This window comes from Anaeromyxobacter oryzae (genome assembly GCF_023169945.1).
Taxonomy (GTDB): Bacteria; Myxococcota; Myxococcia; order Myxococcales; family Anaeromyxobacteraceae; genus Anaeromyxobacter; species Anaeromyxobacter oryzae.
Genome location: NZ_AP025591.1, coordinates 1,933,338 through 1,954,520, shown reverse-complemented (window position 1 = coordinate 1,954,520; position 21,183 = coordinate 1,933,338). Strand labels below are relative to the sequence as shown.

Genomic DNA, 21,183 nt, shown 5'->3' with positions numbered 1-21,183 from the left:
CCGCATTGTCGCGTCTGCGGGCGTGCGTCTCGCGCGGGACCTGTCAAGGCGTTCGTGGCGTTGACCGTCGCGCGCGGGGGGGCCTACCATCCTCGCGCGATGGCTCACCCGGCGAAAGGAGCGCGAGGCGGCAAGGCGCGCGTGACGTCGCCGGACGTCGTCGACCTCGCCCAGGCGCGCGACGCGCGCCGGCTCCGCGACTTCCAGGCACGCTGCCACGGCGTCGACGAGGTGAACCGGAAGTCGCTCGCGCGGCTGTTCCAGACCGGCTTCATCTTCACGCGCCAGGGCGCGCGCCTCGCCCGCGACCTGCTCCTCGCCCACCAGCACCTGCTCCGCGTCGGCGACCTCCTCGCGCGGATCGCCGAGCTGCCGGAGGGCGCCGACGCGTCGGACTCGGCGGTGCTCTACGACGAGGCGCAGTCGCTCCTCGCCCGCACCACCGAGCTCACCGCGCGCTGCGGCGTCGTGCTCGCGCAGCGGTAGCCGGCTGCGCGCTCGCTCAGGGCGCGACCAGCAGCGCCAGCGTCGCGAGCCCGCCCTGGACGCGCACGTCGCGGCCGGTCGCGCGCTCGCGCTCCGGGAAAGCGTCCACGAACCAGCCGACCTCGAGCTTCACCGCGACCGTCGAGAGCCGGCCCATGAGGAGGCCGCCGAGGAGCCGACCCTGGAGCCCGCTCGCGCGCTGTTCGCCGCCGAGGTGGCTCCACGCCCACGCCGCGCCGGCGCCGAGGTACGGCGACACGTTCTTCTTGGAGAACGGGTAGTAGACACCCATCCCGAGGGTGATGGCGCTGTCCTCGTCACGAACGTACGGATCCGGGTTCGCGGTCGCGCCCGCGAGCGTCACGTCGGCGAGGAAGTCGCGCGCGTCGTAGTGCCAGGTGAGCCCCAGACCTCCGAGGCCGCCGGTCCGGCGTTGCGGATCGGCGCGGTTCACCGGCATCAGCGCCACGAAGGTGAGCCCGAATCCGGTGGTGGCCTCCATCTTCCGGAGGGGCCGCTCCTCGTGCGCGGTGACCGTCTCGATGGTCGCGAGGTCGCGCGCGGGCCCGCCGGTCGCGAGCCCCTCCGCGAGCCGCGCCAGCGCGGGATCGAGGTCGTCCGCGCCGAGCACGCTCAGCGTGTCGGCGTGGACGAGCGTGCCGTCTTGCGCGTACGCGGCGACGCGCGCGACGCCGGTCGCCTCGAGGCGGGACACGTCGAGCGTCACGCCGAGCTCCGCGCCCGCGTCGCGCGCCGCCGCGCCGACCTCGACCGGCCGCAGCTCGGACGGCGCCGCCGCGGGCCCGACCCGCACCACGACGAACCGCCCGGTGGCCTCGAGGTGCGCCCGGAGCACGTCGCCCGCCGCGGCGAGCTGCGGCTCCGGGACGTTGTGCCCGGTCGTCGGGAGGAGCGCGACGGTGTGCGTCGCGGCGGCCGCGGGGGCGGCGGCGAGGAGGAGGGCGAGAGCGGACGCGAGGCGAGGCGGGGTCATGGGGTGGCTCCGCGGGGTGGGGGAGGGAGGGTCCAGGTCGGGGTCGGGGTCACGGTTGCGTTCGCGGTCGCAGCTCCGCTCGGCGGCGCCATCCACGCCGACGCCTCCGGGCCCTCCGCCCAGGGATCGAGCCCGGGATCGACGTCCCACCCGGCGGCCGGCCGTCGCGGCGGGAGCGGCACCACCACGTCCTGCGGATACGTCCAGCAGAAGACGAAGCAGACACCGAGCGTCCGCAGCCCGGCCGCGAACGTGAACCAGGAGAACTCGCGCTCGACCAGCGTCCGCGCGCGGCGTCCGTCCTTCGCGACGACGACGACGCGCGCCGTGTGCGGCGGCCCCATGGACCAGACGTCCCCGCTCTTCCCCACCGGGCGGCCGTCGAACCAGATGACCGCGTCCGGATCGTCGGTGAGCACCCGGCTCGTCACGCACCCGCCGAGCAGGAGCGCGGCGACGCCGGCGGCGATGGGAGCGCGGGCGACCACGGCTCAGTACCCGAGCCCCACGGTGGCGAACGGGCCGTGCGGCGTGACGGGGCTCGCCTCGTGCACCTTCTCCGTGAACGCGGACACCTGCCACCCCGCCTCGACCCGCACCTGCACCGTGGAGAGCCGCCCGACGAGCACCCCGCCCGCGGCCCGGAACGCGAGGCCGGCCGCGCCGTCGCCGCCGGTCTGGAGCCAGTGGTACGCGACGCCGCCGCCGAGGTACGGCGACACGTTCCCCTTCGAGAACGGACGGTAGAACCCGATCCCGAGCGCCACGAGGCGATCGGCGTCGCCGCCGTAGAGGTCGAACGAGAGGTCCGCGAGGAAGCTCCGCGCGTCGTAGAGCCAGAACACGCCCCCGCCCGCGGCCGAGTGCGAGGTCCCGGCGGGCGAGGCCCGGTTCATCAGGAACGCGCTCCCGAGCCGGATCCCGAACACGTTGGTGGCGACGTACTTGAGGTACGGGTCGGCCTCGCGCTCCGTCACCGTGTCGATCTCGGCGAGCGCGTGCGCGGGGCGGCCCTCGGCGAGCCCGGCCGCGAGGCGCCGGAGCGCCGCGTCGAGGTCGTCCGGTCCGGCCGCCCCGAGCTCGTCGACGTGCGCGGCGCTGCCGTCCTGCCGGTACGCGGCGAGGCGGACGCTCGCGACGTTCCCGAGGCGCGCGATGCGGAGCGTCACCGCGAGCTCCGCGCCCCCGGCGCGCGCCGCCTGCGCGGCCTCGAGCGGCGACGGCTCGGCGCGGAGGCCGCCCGGGACCGGCGCGACGGTGACGGCGAGCTTCCCCGTCCGCTCGAGGTGCGCGCGGAGCACGTCCGTCGCGGCGGTCAGGTGGCCCTCGTGCACGTTCGCGCCGGTCGCGGGGAGGAGGACCACCGAGGTCACGGCGCGGGCGGGCGCCGCGGCGGCGAGCAGGAACGCGAGGACCACCTTGTGCGACATCGGATCGACTCTCCGTGAAAGAGCGAATGGCGCAGCGCGCCAGGACGCGCTCACCTCGGAATCAGCATCGCATGTGCCATGACCCTGTCGATGTGACCGAGGTCAGGGACGCGCGGACGTTTTCCGAATGTGAATGTCTCTTGCAGCTCCCGCGTCCGCCTGGCCGGCGGCGCTGCCCGGCGGGAGAGGCGTACCTCGATCATGGTTCGAGCCGGGTGCGCCGCCGGCGTCAGGTGTGAAATCGCAGCACTCCAGTCGAAGTCGTCTCGCACACTCACAAGGAGTCACGAACAGATGCGCAAGCTCGCAATCCTCACGGTGGCCCTCGCCGCGCTCGCGGTCCCCTCGCTCTCTCACGCCCAGGTCAGCCTCGGGCTCCGGCTCGGGTTCGCGCCCGTCGGCGGCGACGCGATGAAGGACCTCAAGATGTCGGACGGCATCAAGAGCCAGATCCCGATCCAGCTCGACGCGATCTACAACCTCAACAAGAACGTCGGCCTGGGCGGCTACTTCTCGTACGGCCTCGGCCAGACCGCGTCCGACGCGTGCGGCACGGGCGTGAGCTGCAGCGCCTCGGTCATGCGCCTCGGCGTGCAGGGCACGTACACCCTCGACCCGATGGGCCAGGCCACCCCGTGGGCCGGCGTCGGGATCGGGTACGAGTGGGCGAAGGTCTCGGGCGGCGGCGAGACGCTGACGCTCAAGGGGTTCGAGTTCCTGAACCTCCAGGTCGGCGCGGACTTCGCGGTGGCCCCGCAGCTCGCGGTCGGTCCGTACCTCGGCATGAGCGTCGGCCAGTACTCGGACGCCGAGATCAGCGGCACGAGCGCCTCGATCCCCGACAAGTCGACGCACGAGTGGTTCCAGGTCGGCGTCCGCGGCAAGTTCGACCTCTAGTCGCGAACGGCAGCGTGGAGCGGCCGCCCCTCCCCCGGGGCGGCCGTTTCCGTTATGGAGAGCCGATGACCCCCGCTCGCCTCGTCGAGCTCGAGCTCGACTCCCCCGCCCTCGCCGGGAACCCTCTCGGCGATCCCTCGCGGCGCCCGCTCCTCGTCTGGCTGCCGCCCGGCCACGACGGCGCGACCCCGCTCCCGGCGATCTACTTCCTCCACGGCTTCTCCGGGAACGTCCGCGGCTGGACGACGGCCGGGCTGTTCCAGCCGAGCGTCCCCGAGCGGCTCGAGGCGCTCGTCGCGTCCGGCGAGGTCCCGCCGTTCGTCGCGGTGTTCCCGGACGGCGCGACCGCGCTCGGCGGGACGCAGTGGATGGACGCGCCGGCGGTCGGGCGCTACCAGTCCTACGTCGCGGAGGACGTCGTGGCGGTCGTGGAGGAGAAGTTCCCCGTCGTCCGGCGGCGCGAGGCGCGCGCGGTCGTCGGCAAGAGCTCCGGCGGCTACGGCGCGCTGCGCATGGGCCGGGACCGCACGGCCGTGTTCGCGCACGTCGCCTGCCACTCCGGCGACGCCGCGTTCGAGTACTGCTACCTCCCCGAGCTGCCGGTCGCGGCGGCGGCGCTGCTCTCGGCGCCCGATCCGGCGACGTGGCTCGCCGGCGCGAAGCGGCGCGCGCGCGAGGCGAAGCTCGGCGGCGGCGACCACCCGGTGCTGAACATCCTCGCGATGGCCGCGCACTACTCGCCCGACCCGCACGCGCCGCTCGGGCTCGCCCTGCCGTTCGACCGGGAGACGGCCCGGCTCCGGCCGGAGGTCTGGGCGCGCTGGCTGGCCGAGGACCCCGTCCGCTTCGTCCCCGCCGCGATCGACACCTACCGCACGCTCGAGACGGTCTTCGTCGACTGCGGCACGCACGACGAGTACCACCTCCGCTGGGGCGCGCGGATGGTGGTGGAGAGCCTCCGCGCCGGCGGCCTCCACCCGCTCCACGAGGAGTTCGAGGACGGCCACTCCGGCACGAGCTACCGGTACGAGGCGTCCGTCCGCGCCATCGCCCCGCGGCTCGCCCGCTCGTGACGGCTTCCCTTCGCGCGCGCGATACGGCAGGCTCTCCGGTCCTCGGAGAGACACCAGGAGGCGACGCCATGGACACCCGAGAGCACGCGGAGCGGATCGGCCGGCTGCAGGAGGCGCTGCGGGCGCGATCGCTGTCGGGCGCGCTCCTCCTCCACGCCGTCGACGTCTTCTACCTGAGCGGCACGCGCCAGAACGGCGCCTTGTTCGTCCCCGCCGAGGGCGCTGCGCTGCTGCTCGTGCGGAAGTCGCTCGCCCGCGCCCGGGCCGAGGCCGCGATCGCGGACGTGCGGCCGTTCCCGTCCTCGAAGGAGCTCGCCGGCGTCCTCGGCGCCGCGACCGGCCGCGTCGGCGCGACGTTCGACGCCGTCCCGCAGGCGACGCTCGACTGGTGGCGCCGGCAGCTGCCCGCGGCGGAGCTGGTGGACGTGTCCGGCGTCCTCCGCGAGCAGCGGTCGGTGAAGTCCGCGGTGGAGCGGGCGATCCTCCGGGACGGCGGTGCGCGCATCGCGTCCGTCCTCGCCGAGGTGCCGCGGTTCCTCCGCGCCGGCGCCCGGGAGATCGACGTCTCCGCCGAGATCGAGGCGCGGCTCCGGCGCGCCGGGAACGAGGGCAGTCCGCGCCTGCGCGGGTTCAACGCCGAGCTGTTCGTCGGGATCGTCGCCGCCGGCGCGAGCGCGTCGGCGCCTGGCTACTTCGACGGCCCGGTGGTCGGGCCCGGGCTCGGGGCGGCGTACCCGCAGGGCGCGTCGACGAAGGTCATCGCCGCCGGGGAGCCGGTGCTCCTCGACTTCACGGGCGTCTTCGGCGGGTACGTCGTCGACATGACTCGCATCGCGGTGGTCGGCGCCCTCGCGCCCGAGCTCGAGCGTGCGTTCGGGGTCGCGCTCGAGATCCAGGCCGAGGTCGCCGGCGCCCTCCGCCCCGGCGCCATCGGCGAGGCGCTCTGGGAGCGCGCCCGCGCCCGCGCCGAGGCGGCGGGGCTCGGGGACCGCTTCATGGGGCCTCCCGGCGACCAGGCGCGCTTCGTCGGCCACGGCGTCGGGCTCGAGCTCGACGAGCTGCCGGTGCTCGCGCCCGGCTTCAAGGCGCCGCTCGTCGAGGGCCAGGTCGTCGCGATCGAGCCGAAGTTCGTGTTCCCGGGCGTGGGCGCGGTGGGGATCGAGAACACGTGGATCGTGACGCGGGGGGGCGGGGAGAAGGTGACCGCGCTCGCGGACGAGGTGCTGAGGGTGGGGGCGTAGCGCGAGCGACGGGCGATCGGAGCCCGTTCCCGTAAACGTGCCCGTACACGTACCCGGCTTCTCGGTGCCCGTGACCCGTGTCCCGTGGCCCCTGGACCGTCGTCCCGTGCCCGGCCTCACTGGCGGTTCGGGGGTCGGCAACGGCTCACGGGCCACGGGCCACGGGAATCGGAAGGCGGGCACGGGGGATCGGGCACGGCCACGGGCACGGTCACGGGCACGATCGCCCGTCTCCGTGCCCCGTGGCGTGGCCGCCTACTCCCTCGGCGCACTCCCCCCGCGCCGCAGGAACGCGGGGATGTCGTACTGATCCTCGTCCGCCGGCTTGAACGAGCCCGGATCGCGCCGCACCGGCGCCGTCGAGGCGCGCACCGGCACCGTCGCCGGAGCGACCGTCTGGAGCCGGATGGGATCCTTCGCCTTCGCCTCCGCCGGGAGCGGCGGCGGCACGGTGCGGACCGTCGCCGGGAGCTTCGCCTCGGCCGGCTGGCGGGCCAGCGCGCGGCTCCGCTCCTCGCGGCCCTGGAACCCGGTGGCGATGACGGTGATCTTCACCTCGTCGCCGAGCCGCTCGTCGATGACCGAGCCGAAGATGATGTTCGCCTCGGCATCCGCCGCCGCCTGCGCCATCGTCACGGCCTCGTTCACCTCGTTCAGCGTGAGGTCCGCGCCGCCGCTGATGTTCACGAGGAGGCCGGTCGCGCCGTCGAGGGTCACGTCCTCGAGGAGCGGCGACGAGATCGCCGCCTGCATCGCCTCGACCGCGCGGCGCGCGCCCGCGGAGCGGCCGGTGCCCATGAGCGCCATGCCCTGGCCGCTCATGATGGTGCGGACGTCGGCGAAGTCGACGTTCACGATCCCGTGCACGGTGATGAGGTCGGAGATGCCCTGCACCGCGTTCAGGAGGACCTCGTCCGCGCGCTTGAACGCGTCGGCGAGCGACATGTTCTCGCCGGCCACGGCGAGGAGCCGCTGGTTCGGGATCACGATGAGCGTGTCGACGGCCGCCGCCAGCTCCGCGATGCCGGCCTCGGCCTGCTTGCGCCGCCGGTTCCCCTCGAAGAGGAACGGCTTCGTGACGACGCCGACCGTGAGGGCGCCGGTGGACTTGGCGATGTCGGCGACGACGGGCGCGCCGCCGGTGCCGGTGCCGCCGCCCATTCCCGCGGTGACGAACACCATGTCCGCGCCCTCGAGCGCCGTCGCGATCTGCTCGCGCTCCTCGAGCGCGGCGGTCCGGCCCACCTCGGGGTTCGCGCCGGCGCCGAGGCCGCGGGAGGCGCTCCGCCCGAGCTGGATCTTCACCCCGGCCTTGTTCGCCGCGAGCGCCTGCACGTCGGTGTTGGCCGCGATGAACTCGACGCCCTCGAGGCGGCCCGCGACCATCGTGTTGATGGCGTTCCCGCCGCCGCCCCCGACGCCGATGACCTTGATCTTCGCCGCGTCCTGCTTGTCCGTGTACTCGATCATGTGCGTAGGCCCCCGCGGCTAGAAGATCTGCCCGAGCCACTCCTTCATCCGGCCCTTCACCTTCCGGTACACGTTCTCGTCGCGGATCTTGAAGTACGGGCTCGCCTCCTGCTGCTGCGCGCCGTAGATGACGAGCCCGACCGCCGTCGCGTACATCGGGCTCTTCACCACGTCGACGAGCCCGCCGATCGCCCGCGGCAGCCCGCGGCGGACCGGCACGCCGAGCACCTCCTCGGCCATCTCCGGCATGCCGGCGAGGAGCGTCGAGCCGCCCGTGATCACGACGCCGGAGGCGAGGATCTCCTCCATCCCGCACTTCTGGATCTCGTGCTGGACGAGCATGAAGATCTCCTCGACCCGCGGCTCCACGATCTCCGCGAGGATGTGGCGGGAGAGGACGCGCGGGGAGCCCCCGCCCACGCTCGGGACCTCGATGGTGTCGGACTTGTCCACCATCGACGCGACGGCGCAGCCGTACTGCTTCTTGAGCCGCTCCGCCTCGTGCGTGGGCGTGCGGAGCCCGACCGCGACGTCGTTCGTGAGGTGGTTGCCGCCGAGGGAGATGACGGCCGTGTGCTGGATGGAGCCGTTGTGGAAGATGGCGATGTCGGTCGTCCCCCCGCCGATGTCCACGAGGCAGACGCCGAGCTCCTTCTCGTCGTCGCTGAGCGTCGCGAGCGAGGACGCGAGGGGCTGCAGCACGATGTCGGCGACGTTCAGGCCCGTGCGCTGGGCGCACTTCACGATGTTCTGGGCGGACGAGACCGCGCCGGTCACGATGAGCGCCTTCGCCTCGAGGCGCACGCCGCTCATCCCCACCGGCTCCTTCACGCCGTCCTGGTCGTCGACCACGAACTCCTGCGGGAGGACGTGGATCACCTCGCGGTCGAGCGGGATCGCCACGGCCTTCGCCTGGTCGATGACGCGATCGACGTCCTGCTGCCGGACCTCCTTGTCCTTCACCGCGACGACGCCGTGAGACGGGAACGCCTTGATGTGGCCGCCGGCGATCCCCGTGTAGACGGTGGTGATCTCGCACCCCGCCATGTGCTCGGCCTCCTCGATCGCGCGCTTGATCGAGGCGACGGTGGCGTCGATGTTGACGACGACGCCCTTCCGCAACCCCTTCGACGGGTGCGAGCCGATGCCGATGATGTCGATCGTGCCGTCGTCGGTCACCTCGCCGACGATGGCGCAGATCTTCGTCGTGCCGATGTCCAGGCCGACGAGGATTTCGCCGCTTCTCGCCATGTCCACCACCTCCGGGCGTGTCGCGCTCTCGCGCTCACCCGACGGAGCCCTCTCGGACCCCTTCACCTACCGTCCGGACGCCGAGCGCCCGGACGGATCACCACCACCGTTGCCACGCACCGCCAGCCGCACGGCCACCCAGTCCGGGCGCCGCCGGTTGTCGAGGTGGAGCACCTCCGCCCGCTGGCCCTCCGCGTCGAGCGCGGAGAGCACGCGGGAGAGGCGCGCCAGCTTCTCCTCGATGTCACCCTGGCCGAGCCGCACCTCCGTGCCGTCGGCCGTGAAGATCGTCGTCCCGTAGTCCGGGTCGACGTGGAGCTCCGAGATCGCCACGCGCGCCGCGAGCCCGAGCTCGGACCACCGCCCGAGGAGGGCCAGCGCCGCCGCGAGCAGCGGCTCGTACTCGGCGCGGCGGTCGACCCAGTCCTCCCGGTCGATGCCGGTCACGAGGGGCAGGTCGAGCCCATCGCCGGGGACCGCGCGCTTGAAGACCTCGCCGCGCCCGTCGACGAGGTAGAGGCCCCCCAGGTCGACGAGGGCCGCAGGCTCGCGCTCCACGACCGCGACGTCGAGCGCCGGCGGCCAGCGCCGCTGCACCTCGGCGCGGGCGACCCAGGGGTGGCGCCGGAGCGCGGCCTCGACCGCGGCCGTGTCGAGGAACAGCAGGTGATCGCCGCGGCGGACGGGGGACAGCTCCGCGAGCTCGGCCGCGGTGGCGCGGTGGAGCCCGGAGAAGCGCAGCTCCTTCACCCGGAGCAGATCGCCCGCGTACCCGAACCGCCAGAAGAGGAGGCCGATGGCGGCGAGCGCGGCGACGGTCACGGCGGCGGGCAGGGCGAGCCGGACCGCGCGCGCCAGCTTTCGCCGCCGCTCCCCGGGAACCCTGTCCACCTTCCGCCGGTTCGGACCCCGCGCCACCGCCGCTCCGCCTCGCCCTCGCGCCGCTCCGACAGCGGCCGCTTCCAGGCGCTATCACCCGAGGGTGCAGGATGCCCCAGCCCCGGGCGCTGGCAAGTTTTTGACCGCCCTGATCTTCGCGCTGGCACCCGGAGTGCACGGACCGACCGGCGAGGTCGCGATATCGACCCGTCCCGGCGCATCGTGTAAATGACTTCACCACCCGGACGTCGAGTGGAAAGGCGGCTGGAACCCTCACGGAGCACCGAATGCGCATCGGAAACGCAGCTCTCCTCGTCGTCGGCGTGCTCCTCTGCGCGGCAGGCGTCGCCCGCGGCGCCGACCGGCGACTCGCGCCGATCCCGCGCGACCAGGCGGTCTCGTCCCACGGGCCGTTCGAGATGGGGGCGTGCGACACCTGTCACGCGCGGAACGATCCGCGGAACCCGGGGCCCGCCTCGGTCACGAACGACGCGTGCTTCGAGTGCCACGACGAGTTCAGGGGCTCCGCGCCGGTGAAGATGGAGCGGGCGCTCCACCCGAGGGCGGGGGCGACGAACTGCGTCGGCTGCCACACGCCGCACAACTCCCGGAACCGGAAGCTGCTGCTGCGCACCTGAGTCCCACTCCGATCGATTCTGGCGCCGCGCCGGGCACGCGCCCGCGCCGGCGTGTCTTTTTTCCGCGAAGTTGGGCAGGATCAAGGTTGGTGGAACGCCAGGTCGACAAAGATCCCGGCCCGGCGCCGTGTCCCGGCCTCACGGGGCACGCGGCGCACCCGGACCTCGGAGCGGACTCGAAAATGCACATGCGGCCCTCGAACCTCGCCGGACTCCTCGTCGCGGTCGCCGTCGTCGTCGTCGCACGCGGCGCGAGCGCCGCTCCGATGAAGACCGAAGTGAAGAAGCAGGCGCTCCGGCGCGGCGCCGCGGTCGCGCCGCTCCCGAAGGACAGGGCGGTCCGCTCGCACGCGCCGTTCGAAGGCGGCGACTGCGGCGTGTGTCACCAGAACAACGATCCGAAGAACCCGGGGCCGATCCGCCACGCGAGCGTGAACGAGCAGTGCTTCGAGTGCCACGACGACGTGCGCGACGTGATGGCCCGGAAGTACAAGCACGTCCCGGCGATGGAGGCGTGCACCGACTGTCACAACCCGCACAACTCGACCGAGCCCGCGCTGCTCGCCACCGAGATGGTGGACATGTGTACCCGGTGCCACGTCGGCATCAAGCAGCAGGTGACGAACGCGAGGGTGAAGCACGACGCGGTGACGACCGGGAAGAAGTGCTCCAACTGCCACAACCCGCACGCGGCGAACGTCGAGAAGCTGCTCATCGCGCTCCCGTTCGATCTGTGCGTGACCTGCCACTCGAAGGACGGCATGACCTCCGACGACGGCAAGGTCATGACGAACTTCAAGAAGTGGCTCGACGAGAACAAGGTGTGGCACGACCCGGTGAAGGCGAAGGACTGCTCCGCCTGCCACCGCACCCACGGCGGCGAGAACTTCCGCCTCCTCGTCGCGCCGTATCCCGAGAAGTTCTACGCGCCCTACGACAAGAAGCTCTACGGGCTCTGCTACGGCTGCCACAACGACAAGGTCGTCTCGGAGCCGGAGACCACCACGCTGACCGGCTTCCGTGACGGCTCGCGGAACCTGCACTACGTCCACGTGAACAAGGAGCGCGGCCGCACCTGCCGCGCCTGCCACGAGGTCCACGCGTCGAAGCAGGACCACCACATCCGCGACGGCGTGCCGTACGGGCCGAAGGGCTGGATGCTCAAGGTCGGCTACACGAAGCTGCCGAACGGCGGCTCGTGCGCGAAGACCTGCCACGACACGAAGACGTACAACAACAAGACGCTGACCAGCGCCGTCCCGAAGTAGCCGAGGCCAGCGTGAACGGGCGCCACGTCGTCCGGGGGATCATGCTGGGCGTCCTGGCGTTCGTGGCCCGGCCGCTCCCGGTCCGCGGGTTCTCGAACGTCGCCGTGGGCGACGTCGTGGACGACGCCGAGCTCCGCACCCTGGACGGCGGCAAGCACCACCTCGTCGCGAGCGGCGCGAAGGCGAACGTCCTTCTCTTCTTCCGGCCGCAGCAGGAGCACTCGCTCGACACGCTCAGGGACATGGCGGCCTGCGAGAAGGCCTTCGCGGGGAAGCCGGTCCACTGGGTCGCGGTCGTGTCCAGCTCCTGGACGACCGAGGAGATCCGGGGCGCGATCGCCGGGACGGGGATCCGGATGCCGGTGCTGCTGGACGAGGGGGACGCGCTGTACGGCCGCCTGGGCGTGCGGCTCCACCCGGTCATCGGGATCCTCGACGCTCGGCGGCGGCTCGTCGCGTACGAGCCGTTCCGGCAGATCAACTACTGCGACCGCGTGAAGGCGCGCATCCAGCTCCTGCTCGGCGAGATCGGCGAGGCCGAGTTCGCGAAGGTCGACGCGCCGGAGCCGTCGACCACGCGAACCGACGACGGCGTCGCGCGGCGGCACCTCAACTACGCCCGGACGCTCGTCCGGATCCAGAAGCTCGACCGCGCCCTCGAGGAGGTGCGGAAGAGCCTCGCGCTCGTGCCGAGCGCCGCGGCGTACGCGCTGCAGGGCGAGATCCTCGCCGCGCAGGGGAAGTGCCCGGACGCGCTCCGCGCGTTCGACGTCGCGTTGAAGATGGAGCCCGCGAACGCCGTCGCCGTCGAGGGAAGGAAGAGCTGCGGACGCTGACGCGGCGGGCCGTTTTCACGCCGAGTCCCGCGAATCCGAGACAGAGAACGTCCACCGCCCGCTGCGGCGGAATGCCATCATCCGAGCGCCCATGACCCCAGCCCGCCGTCGCTCCGCCACCGTCTCGCTCCTGGCCATCCTCGCCGTGCTGCCGCCCGCGGCACACGCCCGGGCCGAGCCGGGCACGCAGGTCGACAACGTCGAGCTGAAGACGCTCGCCGGCGGCAAGGAGAAGCTGCTGTCCCCGAAGGTCAAGGCGAACATCTTCGTCTTCTTCCGCCCGGGCCAGGACCGCTCCGTCGACGCCCTGAAGCAGATGGCGCAGTGCGAGAAGGATCTCGCCGGGAAGTCGATCCACTGGGCGGCGGTCGTGTCCTCGTCGGCACCCGCCGACGAGGTGAAGACGCTCGTCGCCGAGACCGGCATCCAGATGCCGGTGCTCATCGACGACGGCGACGTGCTCTACGACCGGCTCGGGATCCGGCTGCACCCGGTCGTCGGGCTCGTCGACGGCAAGTTCAAGCTCATGGCGCTCGAGCCGTATCGCCAGATCGACTACTGCGACATCATCAAGACGCGCATCCGGATGCTGCTCGGGGAGGCCTCTCAGGCCGACCTCGACAAGGCGCTGAACCCCGAGAAGTCGCCGCTCCCCGGCGCGGATCCGATGAAGAAGGCGATGCGCGACGTGAACATGGCGCGCCGCCTCTACGAGATCGGCCAGTACGAGAAGGCCGTGAAGCAGGCGCAGCGCGCCCTGGAGATCGCGCCGGTCGGCCAGGCCTACGTCGTGATGGGGCAGGCGTACGCGAAGCTCGGGAAGTGCGCGGACTCCGCGAGGATGCTCGACACCGCGGCGAAGCTCGAGCCGTCGAACCCGAACATCGCCGGCGCGCGGGCGCTCTGCGCCGGCGCGAGCAAATAGATCGCGACACTGCGCGGCGGCGTGGGACGCGGCGCGCCGGTCCGCACGCGTGGTGCTTGCGGCGCCGTGACGGGGCGTCGTAAACGTTCCGTCACGCCACGCCCGCTCCGGGCGCGCTGGGGGTCACACCACATGAACGTCCGGAACGCCCTCGCGGCGGCCGCCGCCGCGCTCCTCGCCTCCGGCTGCGCGACGATCGTCAAGGGGGGCGGGCCCGAGCCCGTCTCGGTCCGCTCCCAGCCGTCCGACGCCGACGTGAAGATCTACGACGCCGTCACGGGCATCCACATCGCCTCGGGCAAGACGCCGGTTCTCGTCCCGCTCGCGAAGTCGACGGGCTTCTTCCTGGGCAGCAAGTACCGGGTCGTCATCGAGAAGCCCGGCTTCGAGAAGCGCGAGGTCCTGATCGACTCGCACGTCTCCGGCTGGTACATCGCCGGGAACATCGCGTTCGGGCTCCTCGGCTGGCTCATCATCGACCCGGCGACGGGCGCGATGTGGACGCTCGACGAGCAGGTCTCGGTGGACCTCATGCCCATCGCGCCGCCGCCGCCGCCGTCCGCGCAGGCCCCGGCGGAGAAGCCGGTGGCGCGCCTCATGACGGTCGACGAGCTGCGGGAGCAGCACCCCGAGCTCGCCTCGCACCTCGTGCCGGTCGTGCTGTAGCCGGCGACGGAGGCGTGGCAGGTCCGACGGGCTCCGCGCCGGCGCGCGGGGCCCGTCGTCGTCTCCGCCTACGCCTTCAGGCCCGCGCCGTCGAGGAGCCGCTCGCACAGATCGGGGAACGGGATGCCGTTCCCGGCGGCGATCTTCGGGACGAGCGACGTCGCCGTCATGCCGGGCAGCGTGTTCACCTCGAGGATGTACGGCGTCCCGTCGGCGGTGAGGATGAAGTCGGTCCGGGTCACGCCGGCGCAGCCGAGGCCGCGGTGCGCCTGCTCGGCCGCGTCCATCACGATGCGCGCGTGGTCGGGCGGGATCCGCGCCGGGTAGAAGTACTGCGTCGTACCCGCGGTGTACTTCGCGGCGTAGTCGTAGAACTCGTTCGCGGGGACGACCTCGATGGCGCCGAGGGCCTTCCCGTCCAGGACCGCGACCTGGATCTCCTTCCCCTTCACGTACCGCTCGACGATGACGTCGCCCTTGAACGACGCCGCGTCCTTGCACGCCGCCGCGAGCGCGCCGGCGTCCTTCACGAGGTGGACGCCGACGCTCGAGCCCTCGCCGGACGGCTTCACGACGCAGGGCAGGCCGAACGGGAGGTCCGCGACGGTGATGGCGGCCGCCTTCCCCGGGGGAAAGACCACGTACTCGATCACCGGGATCCCGAGGGTCCGGAAGAGCACCTTGGCGACGACCTTGTCCATCCCGACGGCCGACGCCAGCACGCCCGAGCCGGTGTACGGGATGCCCATCGCCTCGAGGAGACCCTGGATGCAGCCGTCCTCGCCCCAGCGTCCGTGCAGCGCGATGAAGGCCACCTCCGCCTTCGCGTCCCGGAGCCGCCCCGCGACGTCGACGTCGACGTCGACGAGCGTCACGTCGTAGCCCTTCTGCCGGAGGGCGTCGGCGCACGCGGCGCCGGTCCGGAGCGAGACGTCGCGCTCCGTGGAGCGACCGCCGTACAGCACCGCCACCTTCCTTCCGGTCCACCTGGGCATGTTCCGTGTCTCCTTGTCGCTACGAGTGAGTGATCCCGGTGACGTCGGCGAGGTCCTCTGCAAGGAACTCGCCGAGCAGCCTCACCTCGGCCTCGAGGTCGAGCCCGAACCGCTCCTTCACGCGTGAGCGCGCCAGCTTGACGAGCGCGAGCACGTCCCGCGCGGTGGCGCCGCCGAGGTTGGTGACGAAGTTCGCGTGGACGGTGGACCACGTGGCGTTTCCGACACGGTGCCCCTTGAGGCCGACCGCCTCGATGAGGCGCCCCGCGAAGTCGCCCTCGGGGTTGCGGAACGTGGAGCCGAAGGTGGGACGGTCGAGCGGCTGCGTCTTCCGGCGCTTCTCGCGATCCTCCGCCATCAGCGCGGCGCTCGCGGCGACGTCCCCGGCGCGGAGCGTCACCTCGACGCGCGTCACCACCGCGCCCGGGGGCAGGCGGCAGGTCCGGTACGCGAACCCGAGCGCGGCCGCCGGCACGAACCCGGCGCCCTCGGCGGTCGCGAGCTCCACCCGCGTCACGACGTCCTTCATCTCCCCGAGGCGCGTCCCTGCGTTCATCGCCACGCAGCCGCCCAGCGTCCCGGGGATGCCGGCGATGAACTCCATCCCGACGAGCCCGAGCCCGTGGGCGCGCGCCGGGAGGCGCGACGTGGGCGCGCCGGCGGCGAGCACCAGCGTGGCGCCCGACGTGGACTCGCCCGGGAAGTCCTGCGGCAGCTTCAGGACCACCCCCCGGACCCCGGCGTCGGCGACCAGCGTGTTCGCGCCCCCGCCGAGGATCGAGAGGGGCACGCCGAGCGCGCGCACCGCGCGGAGCAGCTCCGCGAGCGCGTCGGGGTCGGCCGGGCGGACGAGGAGGTCGGCGGCGCCCCCGACGCGGATCGCGGTCCGGGGCGCGAGCGGGGCGTCGCGGACGATCTCGCCGCGAACCCGGGCCTCGATCTCGTCGCGCCAGCCGGGCACTACCGCTCCAGCAGCCCGAGCAGCTCCGGACCGACCGCGGTGATGTCGCCCGCGCCGAGGGTGAGCACGATGTCGCCGGCCCGGACCCGGTCGCGGGCGGCGCGCGCGAGCTCGGCGCGCGGGACGAGCGAGACGTCGCGGTGGCCGCACGCCCGGATCGCGTCGGCGAGGCAGCCCGCGGTCGCGCCGGGGATGGGGTCCTCGCCGGCGGCGTAGATGTCGGTGAGGAGCAGCACGTCCGCGTCGTTGAACGCGCGGGCGAAGTCGTCCATCAGGTCGCGCGTGCGCGTGTACCGGTGCGGCTGGAACAGGCACACGACGCGCCGCCGGAAGGCCTCGCGGGCGCCCTGGAGCGTCGCCTTCACCTCGGCCGGGTGGTGGCCGTAGTCGTCGACGACGGTGACGCCGCCGGCCTCGCCGCGGACCGTGAACCGGCGCTGCACGCCCTGGAACGACGCGAGCGCGCGGCGGCTCACGTCCGCGGGGATGCCCATCTCGTCGCCGAGCGCGATGACGGCGAGGGCGTTCAGGGCGTTGTGCCGCCCGACCATCGCCACCTCGAACGGCCCGAGCGGCTCGTCGCGGCGCCAGGCGTTGAAGCGGACCGCGTGGCCGGAGACCTCGATCCCGTCGGCGCGGTAGTCCGCCTGGTGGCTCTCGCCGTAGGTCGCGACGCGCTTCTCCACCTCCGGCAGGAGCGACTGCACGGTGGGGTGGTCGATGCAGAGGATCGCGAGGCCGTAGAACGGGACCCGGTTCACGAAGTCGACGAAGCCCTTCCGGAGCGCCTCCGGCGTGCCCCAGTGGTCGAGGTGCTCGGGGTCGATGTTCGTGACGATGGCGATCGCCGGCGGGATGCGGAGGAACGAGCCGTCGGACTCGTCCGCCTCGACCACCATGTAGTCGCCCTTGCCGAGCTTCGCGTTGGACCCGAAGCCGTTCACCTTGCCGCCGACGACGGCGGTCGGGTCCATGCCCGCGGTCGCGAGGAGGTGGGCGGCCATCGACGTGGTGGTCGTCTTCCCGTGCGAGCCGGCGATGGCCACGCCGTACTTGAGCCGCATCAGCTCGGCGAGCATCTCGGCGCGGGGGATGACCGGGATCTTCCGGCGGCGCGCCTCGGCGATCTCCGGGTTGTCCCGTCGCACCGCCGACGAGGTCACGACGACATCCACGTCCTCGACGTTCCCGGCGCGGTGCCCGGGCGGCGCGATCCGGCCGCCGAGGCCGGCGAGGCGGCGGGTGGTCTCGGACTCCTTGAGGTCCGAGCCGGAGACGGCGTAGCCGAGGTTCAGCAGCACCTCGGCGATGCCGCTCATGCCGATGCCGCCGATCCCCACGAAGTGGATCTTGGCGGGCCGCGAACGGAAGAGGCTCATGGCGAGTGCTTACTCCAGCTCTGGGCTACGAGGCGAGGCCGGGCGGCCGGACGGGCTTCTGGCCGGGCTCGCGCGCCTGGCCGAGCGGCGAGCCCCAGCGACGGCGGACGAGCTCCGTGCAGACGTCGGCGATCTCCTTGGCGGCCTGCGGGCTCCCGAGCCGCCCCGCGGCGCGCGCCATCTTCTCGCGGCGCTCGGGGCTCGCGAGGATCGCGCGGATCTCGCTCGCGAGGAGCTCCCCGGTGAGGTCGCGCTCCTCGATCATGACCGCGGCGCCGGCGTCGACGAGGCTCTTCGCGTTCACGAACTGGTGGTTGTCGGCGGCGGCGGGGAAGGGGACGAGGATCGCCGGCTTCTTGCAGACCGTGAGCTCTGCGAGGGTGGTCGCCCCGGCGCGGCAGACCACGAGGTCCGACTCGGCGTACGCCGCGCTCATGTCGCTGATGAACTCGCGGACGTCGGGGTCGAAGCCGCAGGCGCGGTAGCCCTTCTCCACCTGCTCCTTGTCGCGCGCGCCGGTCTGGTGCGTGATCCGGAGCGACTCGCGGAGGTCCGCGAGGTGCGGCAGCGCCTCGATGACGCGCATGTTGAGGGCGTGCGCGCCCTGCGAGCCCCCGAACACGAGCAGCCGCGGCCGGTCGTGATCGACCTGCGGGCGCATGAAGTTCTCCATGAGCACGCGGCGGATCGGGTTGCCGAGCTGGTAGACCTTGCGCGCGGGGAAGTTCCGCGCCGCCTCCGGGAACGCGGTGAAGGCGGCCTTCACGACCCGCCCGAGGACGCGGTTCGTGAGCCCCGCGATGGCGTTCTGCTCCTGGACCGCGGTCGGGATCCGCATGAGCCAGGCGGTGAGCACCACCGGCCCGGACGCGTACCCGCCGACGCCCACCACGACGTCCGGGCGCCACCGCTTGAGGATGCGCCAGGACTGCAGGAAGGCGCGGGGGAGCAGCAGCAGGTTCAGGAGCGCGCCGAGGAGGCCCTTCCCCTTGAGGCCCTTCACCTCGATGAGCTCGATGGGGAAGCCCGCCTGCGGGACCACCTTCGCCTCGAGCCCGCGCGCGGTCCCCGCGAACACGACGTCGTTCCCCGGGTGGCGCGTCACGACCTCCTCCGCGAGGGCGACCCCCGGGAAGACGTGCCCGCCCGTGCCGCCGCCCGCCACGAGCATCCTCATGAGGAGATCTCCTCCGCCGCCCGGGGCGCCGCCAGCCGCGGGGCGCCGCCGACGGGCGCACCGATGCGCGTCGCCGCCGGGGCGCGGCGCAGGAACCCGCCGCGCTCGCCGGAGATGGACAGGAGCACGCCGCAGCCGCCGAGCAGGGTGATGAGGGAGCTGCCGCCGTAGGAGATGAACGGCAGGGTGAGGCCCTTCGTCGGGAGCAGGCCGAAGACGACCATGAGGTTCACCGCCGCCTGGGCGCCGACCAGCGTCGTGAGCCCGACCGCGGCGTAGCACCCGAGCGCGTCGGACGCGCGGAGCGCCGCCCGGATCCCGCGCCACACGACCACCGCGTAGAGGACGACGAGGAGGAGGATCCCGACGAGCCCCGTCTCCTCGGCGATCACTGCCGCGATGAAGTCGGTGTGCGCGGCGGGGAGGAAGAAGAGCTTCCCCTTCCCCTGGCCGAGCCCCTGGCCCAGCCAGCCGCCGTTCGCGGTCCCGAGCAGCGATTCCCAGAGCTGGAAGCCCACCCCGGTCTTGTACTGCTCCGGATCGAGGAACGCGAGCCAGCGCGCGTACCGGTACGGCGTGGACTTCACGATGTGCCAGGCGATGGGCGCGGCGACCATGCCCGCCGCGACGAGGTAGCTCACGCGCGCGCCGGCGGTGAAGAGCATCGCGAACAGGACGAGGAAGAGGATGAACCCCGTGCCGAGGTCCCGCTGCCACAGGCAGAGCCCGACCATCGCGCAGGTGACGATGAGGTGAGGGAGGAGCCCGATCGAGAAGGTCCGGACGTGGTCGCGCTTCTTCGCGAGGGAGCGCGCGAGGTACAGCACGAGGGCGACCTTGGCGAGCTCGGACGGCTGGAGGTTGAGCGGCCCGAGCGGGATCCAGCGCTGCGCGCCGCCGGCGGTCTTCCCGAAGAGCAGCACCACGACGAGGAGGACGAACGTGACGAGGAGGACGGGGTAGGCGAGGGCGAGCGCCTTGCGGTGGCCGAGGCGGAGCGCCGCGAAGAGCGCGGCGAACCCGATCCCCGCGGCGAAGAGCTGCCGCTTCAGGTAGTGGAACTCGTCCCCGAGCCGCCGCCCCGCCTCGACCGCGCTCGCGGAGTAGACCATCACGCAGCCGATGGCGACGAGGGCGACGACGGCGCCGAGCAGGACCGGGTCGAACCGCGGCTCCTCGCGGGGCGCGTCCGCCGCGCCATCGCGGCCGGTCCGGCGCAGGAACGTCATCGCGCGTGCTCCTTCGCGAGCCGCCGGAAGGCCTCGCCCCGCTCCTCGTAGTTCGCGAACTGATCGTAGCTCGCGCAGGCCGGCGAGAGCAGCACCACGTCGCCGGGCCCCGCGAGGACCCCCGCCCGCCGCGCCGCGCCCGCCAGGGTTCCGCAGCCCTCGGTGGGCGCGAGCCCGCCCAGCTCCCGCTCGATCGCCGGCGCGTCCTCGCCGATGGTGAGGAGCGCCTTCACGCGCCCGGCGAACAGCGGCGCGAGCGGCGCGTACGGCGCCCGCTTCCCGCGGCCGCCCATGATGAGGACCACGCGCGGCGCGCCGGCGGGGAACGCGGCGAGCCCGACGAACGTCGAGTCGACGTTCGTCGCCTTCGAGTCGTTCACCCACTCGACGCCGCCCTTCTCGGCGACGAGCTCGAGGCGGTGCGGGAGGCCCGGGAACGCGTCGAGCCCGGCCTGTACGGCATCGCCGGGGACGCCCATGAGCCGGGCGCAGAGGATGGCCGCCATGGCGTTCTCGCGGTTGTGGCGGCCGCGCAGGGCGCGGTTGCGGAGCAGGTAGCGCTCCGGCGCGCGCCCGCTCGGCGCGACCCAGATCGCCGCGCCGGCGGCGCCGGGCTCGCCGTCCGCCGTGCGCGCGCCGCACGGCGCCGCCTCGCCGAAGCCGAACGTGTACCGCTCGCCGCGCGACGCGCCCGCCATGGCCATGGCCCGGTCGTCCCGGGCGTTGGCGATGGCGGCGTCACCGGGCTCCTGGCGGGAGAAGAGGCGCGCCTTCGCGGCGGCGTAGGCGTCCACGTCCGGGTAGCGGTCGAGGTGGTCGGGGGTGACGTTCAGGATGGCGGCGACCCGGGCGCGGAGGCGGTCGATGCCCTCGAGCTGGAACGAGGACAGCTCCGCCACGACGGCGTCGGCCGGCGCGCCCGAGAGGACGTGCTCGCACAGCGGCGTGCCGAGGTTGCCGCCGGTGAAGGTGCGCCGGTCGCGCGCGAGCAGCGCCCCGGTGAGCGCGGTGGTGGTGGACTTGCCGTTCGTGCCGGTGATGCCGACCACGGGCGTCCCGGGCGGCAGGAACCGCCAGGCGAGCTCGACCTCGCCCCAGACCGGCACGCCCCGCGCGCGGGCCGCCCGGAGCTCCGGGTTCGCGAGCGGCACGCCCGGCGAGACGACGACGAGCTCGGCGGCCTCGAAGTCCTGCAGGTCGTGGCCGCCGAGGCGCCGGCGGACGTCGGGGCCGAGGGCGGCGAGCGCCGCGGCGAGATCCTTCTCTTCGCGCCGGTCGGTGACGGTGACCCGCGCACCCTCGCGGGCGCAGAGCCGGGCCGCGGCGACGCCGCTCTTCGCGAGCCCGACGACGGTGACCCTCCGCCCCTTCAGCTCCGGTCTCGACAA

General features: G+C 73.2%; 21 protein-coding genes. 9 read left to right on the top strand and 12 right to left on the bottom strand.

Annotation, left to right across the window (positions count from 1 at the left end; all coding sequences use genetic code 11):
• The first annotated feature begins 99 nt into the window (after positions 1-99).
• On the top strand, positions 100-486 hold the full coding sequence (locus tag AMOR_RS08575) for a hypothetical protein (RefSeq protein WP_248360394.1): 387 nt from the start codon (positions 100-102) through the stop codon (positions 484-486).
• A 16-nt stretch (positions 487-502) separates the two neighbouring features.
• On the opposite strand, the gene AMOR_RS08570 is transcribed toward AMOR_RS08575, so the two are convergent.
• Genes AMOR_RS08570 through AMOR_RS08560 form a run of 3 tightly spaced genes read right to left on the bottom strand, consistent with a single transcriptional unit; the run spans position 503 to position 2,910 of the window.
• Positions 503-1,480: an NUDIX hydrolase gene (locus tag AMOR_RS08570; protein ID WP_248360393.1), complete on the bottom strand. Its 978-nt coding sequence runs from the start codon at positions 1,478-1,480 to the stop codon at positions 503-505.
• Positions 1,477-1,968 (bottom strand): hypothetical protein, encoded by a 492-nt coding sequence (locus tag AMOR_RS08565; RefSeq protein WP_248360392.1) that lies wholly within the window; start codon positions 1,966-1,968, stop codon positions 1,477-1,479. The genes AMOR_RS08570 and AMOR_RS08565 overlap by 4 nt, the downstream gene beginning before the upstream one ends.
• A 3-nt stretch (positions 1,969-1,971) precedes the next feature.
• Positions 1,972-2,910 carry a hypothetical protein gene (locus AMOR_RS08560; protein ID WP_248360391.1) on the bottom strand — a complete coding sequence of 313 codons (939 nt, stop codon included), beginning with the start codon at positions 2,908-2,910 and terminating at the stop codon, positions 1,972-1,974.
• Positions 2,911-3,204: 294 nt separating this feature from the next.
• Between AMOR_RS08560 and AMOR_RS08555 the strand changes: the two genes are divergently transcribed.
• The 3 genes from AMOR_RS08555 to AMOR_RS08545 all read left to right on the top strand — a co-directional run bounded on the left by AMOR_RS08555 (position 3,205) and on the right by AMOR_RS08545 (position 6,121).
• A complete protein-coding gene (locus tag AMOR_RS08555; RefSeq protein ID WP_248360390.1) occupies positions 3,205-3,807 on the top strand; it encodes an outer membrane beta-barrel protein in 603 nt (200 codons plus the stop codon).
• A gap of 65 nt (positions 3,808-3,872) precedes the next feature.
• Positions 3,873-4,880, top strand: a complete 1,008-nt coding sequence (locus AMOR_RS08550; protein WP_248360389.1) for an alpha/beta hydrolase — start codon at positions 3,873-3,875, stop codon at positions 4,878-4,880.
• Positions 4,881-4,948: 68 nt separating this feature from the next.
• Positions 4,949-6,121 (top strand): M24 family metallopeptidase, encoded by a 1,173-nt coding sequence (locus tag AMOR_RS08545; protein ID WP_248360388.1) that lies wholly within the window; start codon positions 4,949-4,951, stop codon positions 6,119-6,121.
• Between the two features lie 255 nt (positions 6,122-6,376).
• Here AMOR_RS08545 and ftsZ read toward each other — a convergent pair whose 3' ends face one another.
• The 3 genes from ftsZ to AMOR_RS08530 all read right to left on the bottom strand — a co-directional run bounded on the left by ftsZ (position 6,377) and on the right by AMOR_RS08530 (position 9,760).
• Positions 6,377-7,591 (bottom strand): cell division protein FtsZ, encoded by a 1,215-nt coding sequence (ftsZ, locus tag AMOR_RS08540; RefSeq protein WP_248360387.1) that lies wholly within the window; start codon positions 7,589-7,591, stop codon positions 6,377-6,379.
• 18 nt (positions 7,592-7,609) lie between these two features.
• The gene (gene ftsA, locus AMOR_RS08535) at positions 7,610-8,842 is read right to left on the bottom strand and encodes a cell division protein FtsA (RefSeq protein ID WP_248360386.1); all 1,233 of its coding nucleotides are present in this window, start codon (positions 8,840-8,842) and stop codon (positions 7,610-7,612) included.
• A gap of 66 nt (positions 8,843-8,908) precedes the next feature.
• Positions 8,909-9,760 carry a cell division protein FtsQ/DivIB gene (locus AMOR_RS08530; RefSeq protein WP_248360385.1) on the bottom strand — a complete coding sequence of 284 codons (852 nt, stop codon included), beginning with the start codon at positions 9,758-9,760 and terminating at the stop codon, positions 8,909-8,911.
• Between the two features lie 248 nt (positions 9,761-10,008).
• Between AMOR_RS08530 and AMOR_RS08525 the strand changes: the two genes are divergently transcribed.
• From AMOR_RS08525 to AMOR_RS08505, 5 genes are all read left to right on the top strand, one after another.
• On the top strand, positions 10,009-10,359 hold the full coding sequence (locus AMOR_RS08525; protein WP_248360384.1) for a cytochrome c3 family protein: 351 nt from the start codon (positions 10,009-10,011) through the stop codon (positions 10,357-10,359).
• 188 nt (positions 10,360-10,547) lie between these two features.
• Complete coding sequence (locus AMOR_RS08520) at positions 10,548-11,627, top strand: cytochrome c3 family protein (protein ID WP_248360383.1); 1,080 nt, start codon at positions 10,548-10,550, stop codon at positions 11,625-11,627.
• Between the two features lie 11 nt (positions 11,628-11,638).
• On the top strand, positions 11,639-12,463 hold the full coding sequence (locus AMOR_RS08515; RefSeq protein ID WP_248360382.1) for a thioredoxin domain-containing protein: 825 nt from the start codon (positions 11,639-11,641) through the stop codon (positions 12,461-12,463).
• Between the two features lie 91 nt (positions 12,464-12,554).
• Positions 12,555-13,388, top strand: a complete 834-nt coding sequence (locus AMOR_RS08510) for a tetratricopeptide repeat protein (RefSeq protein ID WP_248360381.1) — start codon at positions 12,555-12,557, stop codon at positions 13,386-13,388.
• Positions 13,389-13,520: 132 nt separating this feature from the next.
• Positions 13,521-14,054, top strand: coding sequence for a hypothetical protein (locus AMOR_RS08505; protein ID WP_248360380.1), 534 nt, complete (start codon positions 13,521-13,523; stop codon positions 14,052-14,054).
• Between the two features lie 68 nt (positions 14,055-14,122).
• Here the strand turns inward: AMOR_RS08505 and AMOR_RS08500 are convergent, their stop codons facing one another.
• Genes AMOR_RS08500 through murD form a run of 6 tightly spaced genes read right to left on the bottom strand, consistent with a single transcriptional unit; the run spans position 14,123 to position 21,183 of the window.
• Positions 14,123-15,049, bottom strand: a complete 927-nt coding sequence (locus AMOR_RS08500) for a D-alanine--D-alanine ligase (protein ID WP_248360379.1) — start codon at positions 15,047-15,049, stop codon at positions 14,123-14,125.
• Between the two features lie 19 nt (positions 15,050-15,068).
• Positions 15,069-16,010 carry a UDP-N-acetylmuramate dehydrogenase gene (gene murB / locus AMOR_RS08495; protein ID WP_248360378.1) on the bottom strand — a complete coding sequence of 314 codons (942 nt, stop codon included), beginning with the start codon at positions 16,008-16,010 and terminating at the stop codon, positions 15,069-15,071.
• Positions 16,010-17,389: a UDP-N-acetylmuramate--L-alanine ligase gene (murC, locus tag AMOR_RS08490; protein ID WP_248360377.1), complete on the bottom strand. Its 1,380-nt coding sequence runs from the start codon at positions 17,387-17,389 to the stop codon at positions 16,010-16,012. The genes murB and murC overlap by 1 nt, the downstream gene beginning before the upstream one ends.
• Positions 17,390-17,414: 25 nt before the next feature.
• Entirely contained in the window at positions 17,415-18,566 is a 1,152-nt protein-coding gene (murG, locus tag AMOR_RS08485; RefSeq protein WP_248360376.1) for an undecaprenyldiphospho-muramoylpentapeptide beta-N-acetylglucosaminyltransferase, read from the bottom strand.
• Entirely contained in the window at positions 18,563-19,795 is a 1,233-nt protein-coding gene (gene ftsW / locus AMOR_RS08480) for a putative lipid II flippase FtsW (RefSeq protein WP_248360375.1), read from the bottom strand. Before ftsW ends, murG begins: the two co-directional genes overlap by 4 nt.
• Complete coding sequence (gene murD, locus AMOR_RS08475) at positions 19,792-21,183, bottom strand: UDP-N-acetylmuramoyl-L-alanine--D-glutamate ligase (RefSeq protein WP_248360374.1); 1,392 nt, start codon at positions 21,181-21,183, stop codon at positions 19,792-19,794. Before murD ends, ftsW begins: the two co-directional genes overlap by 4 nt.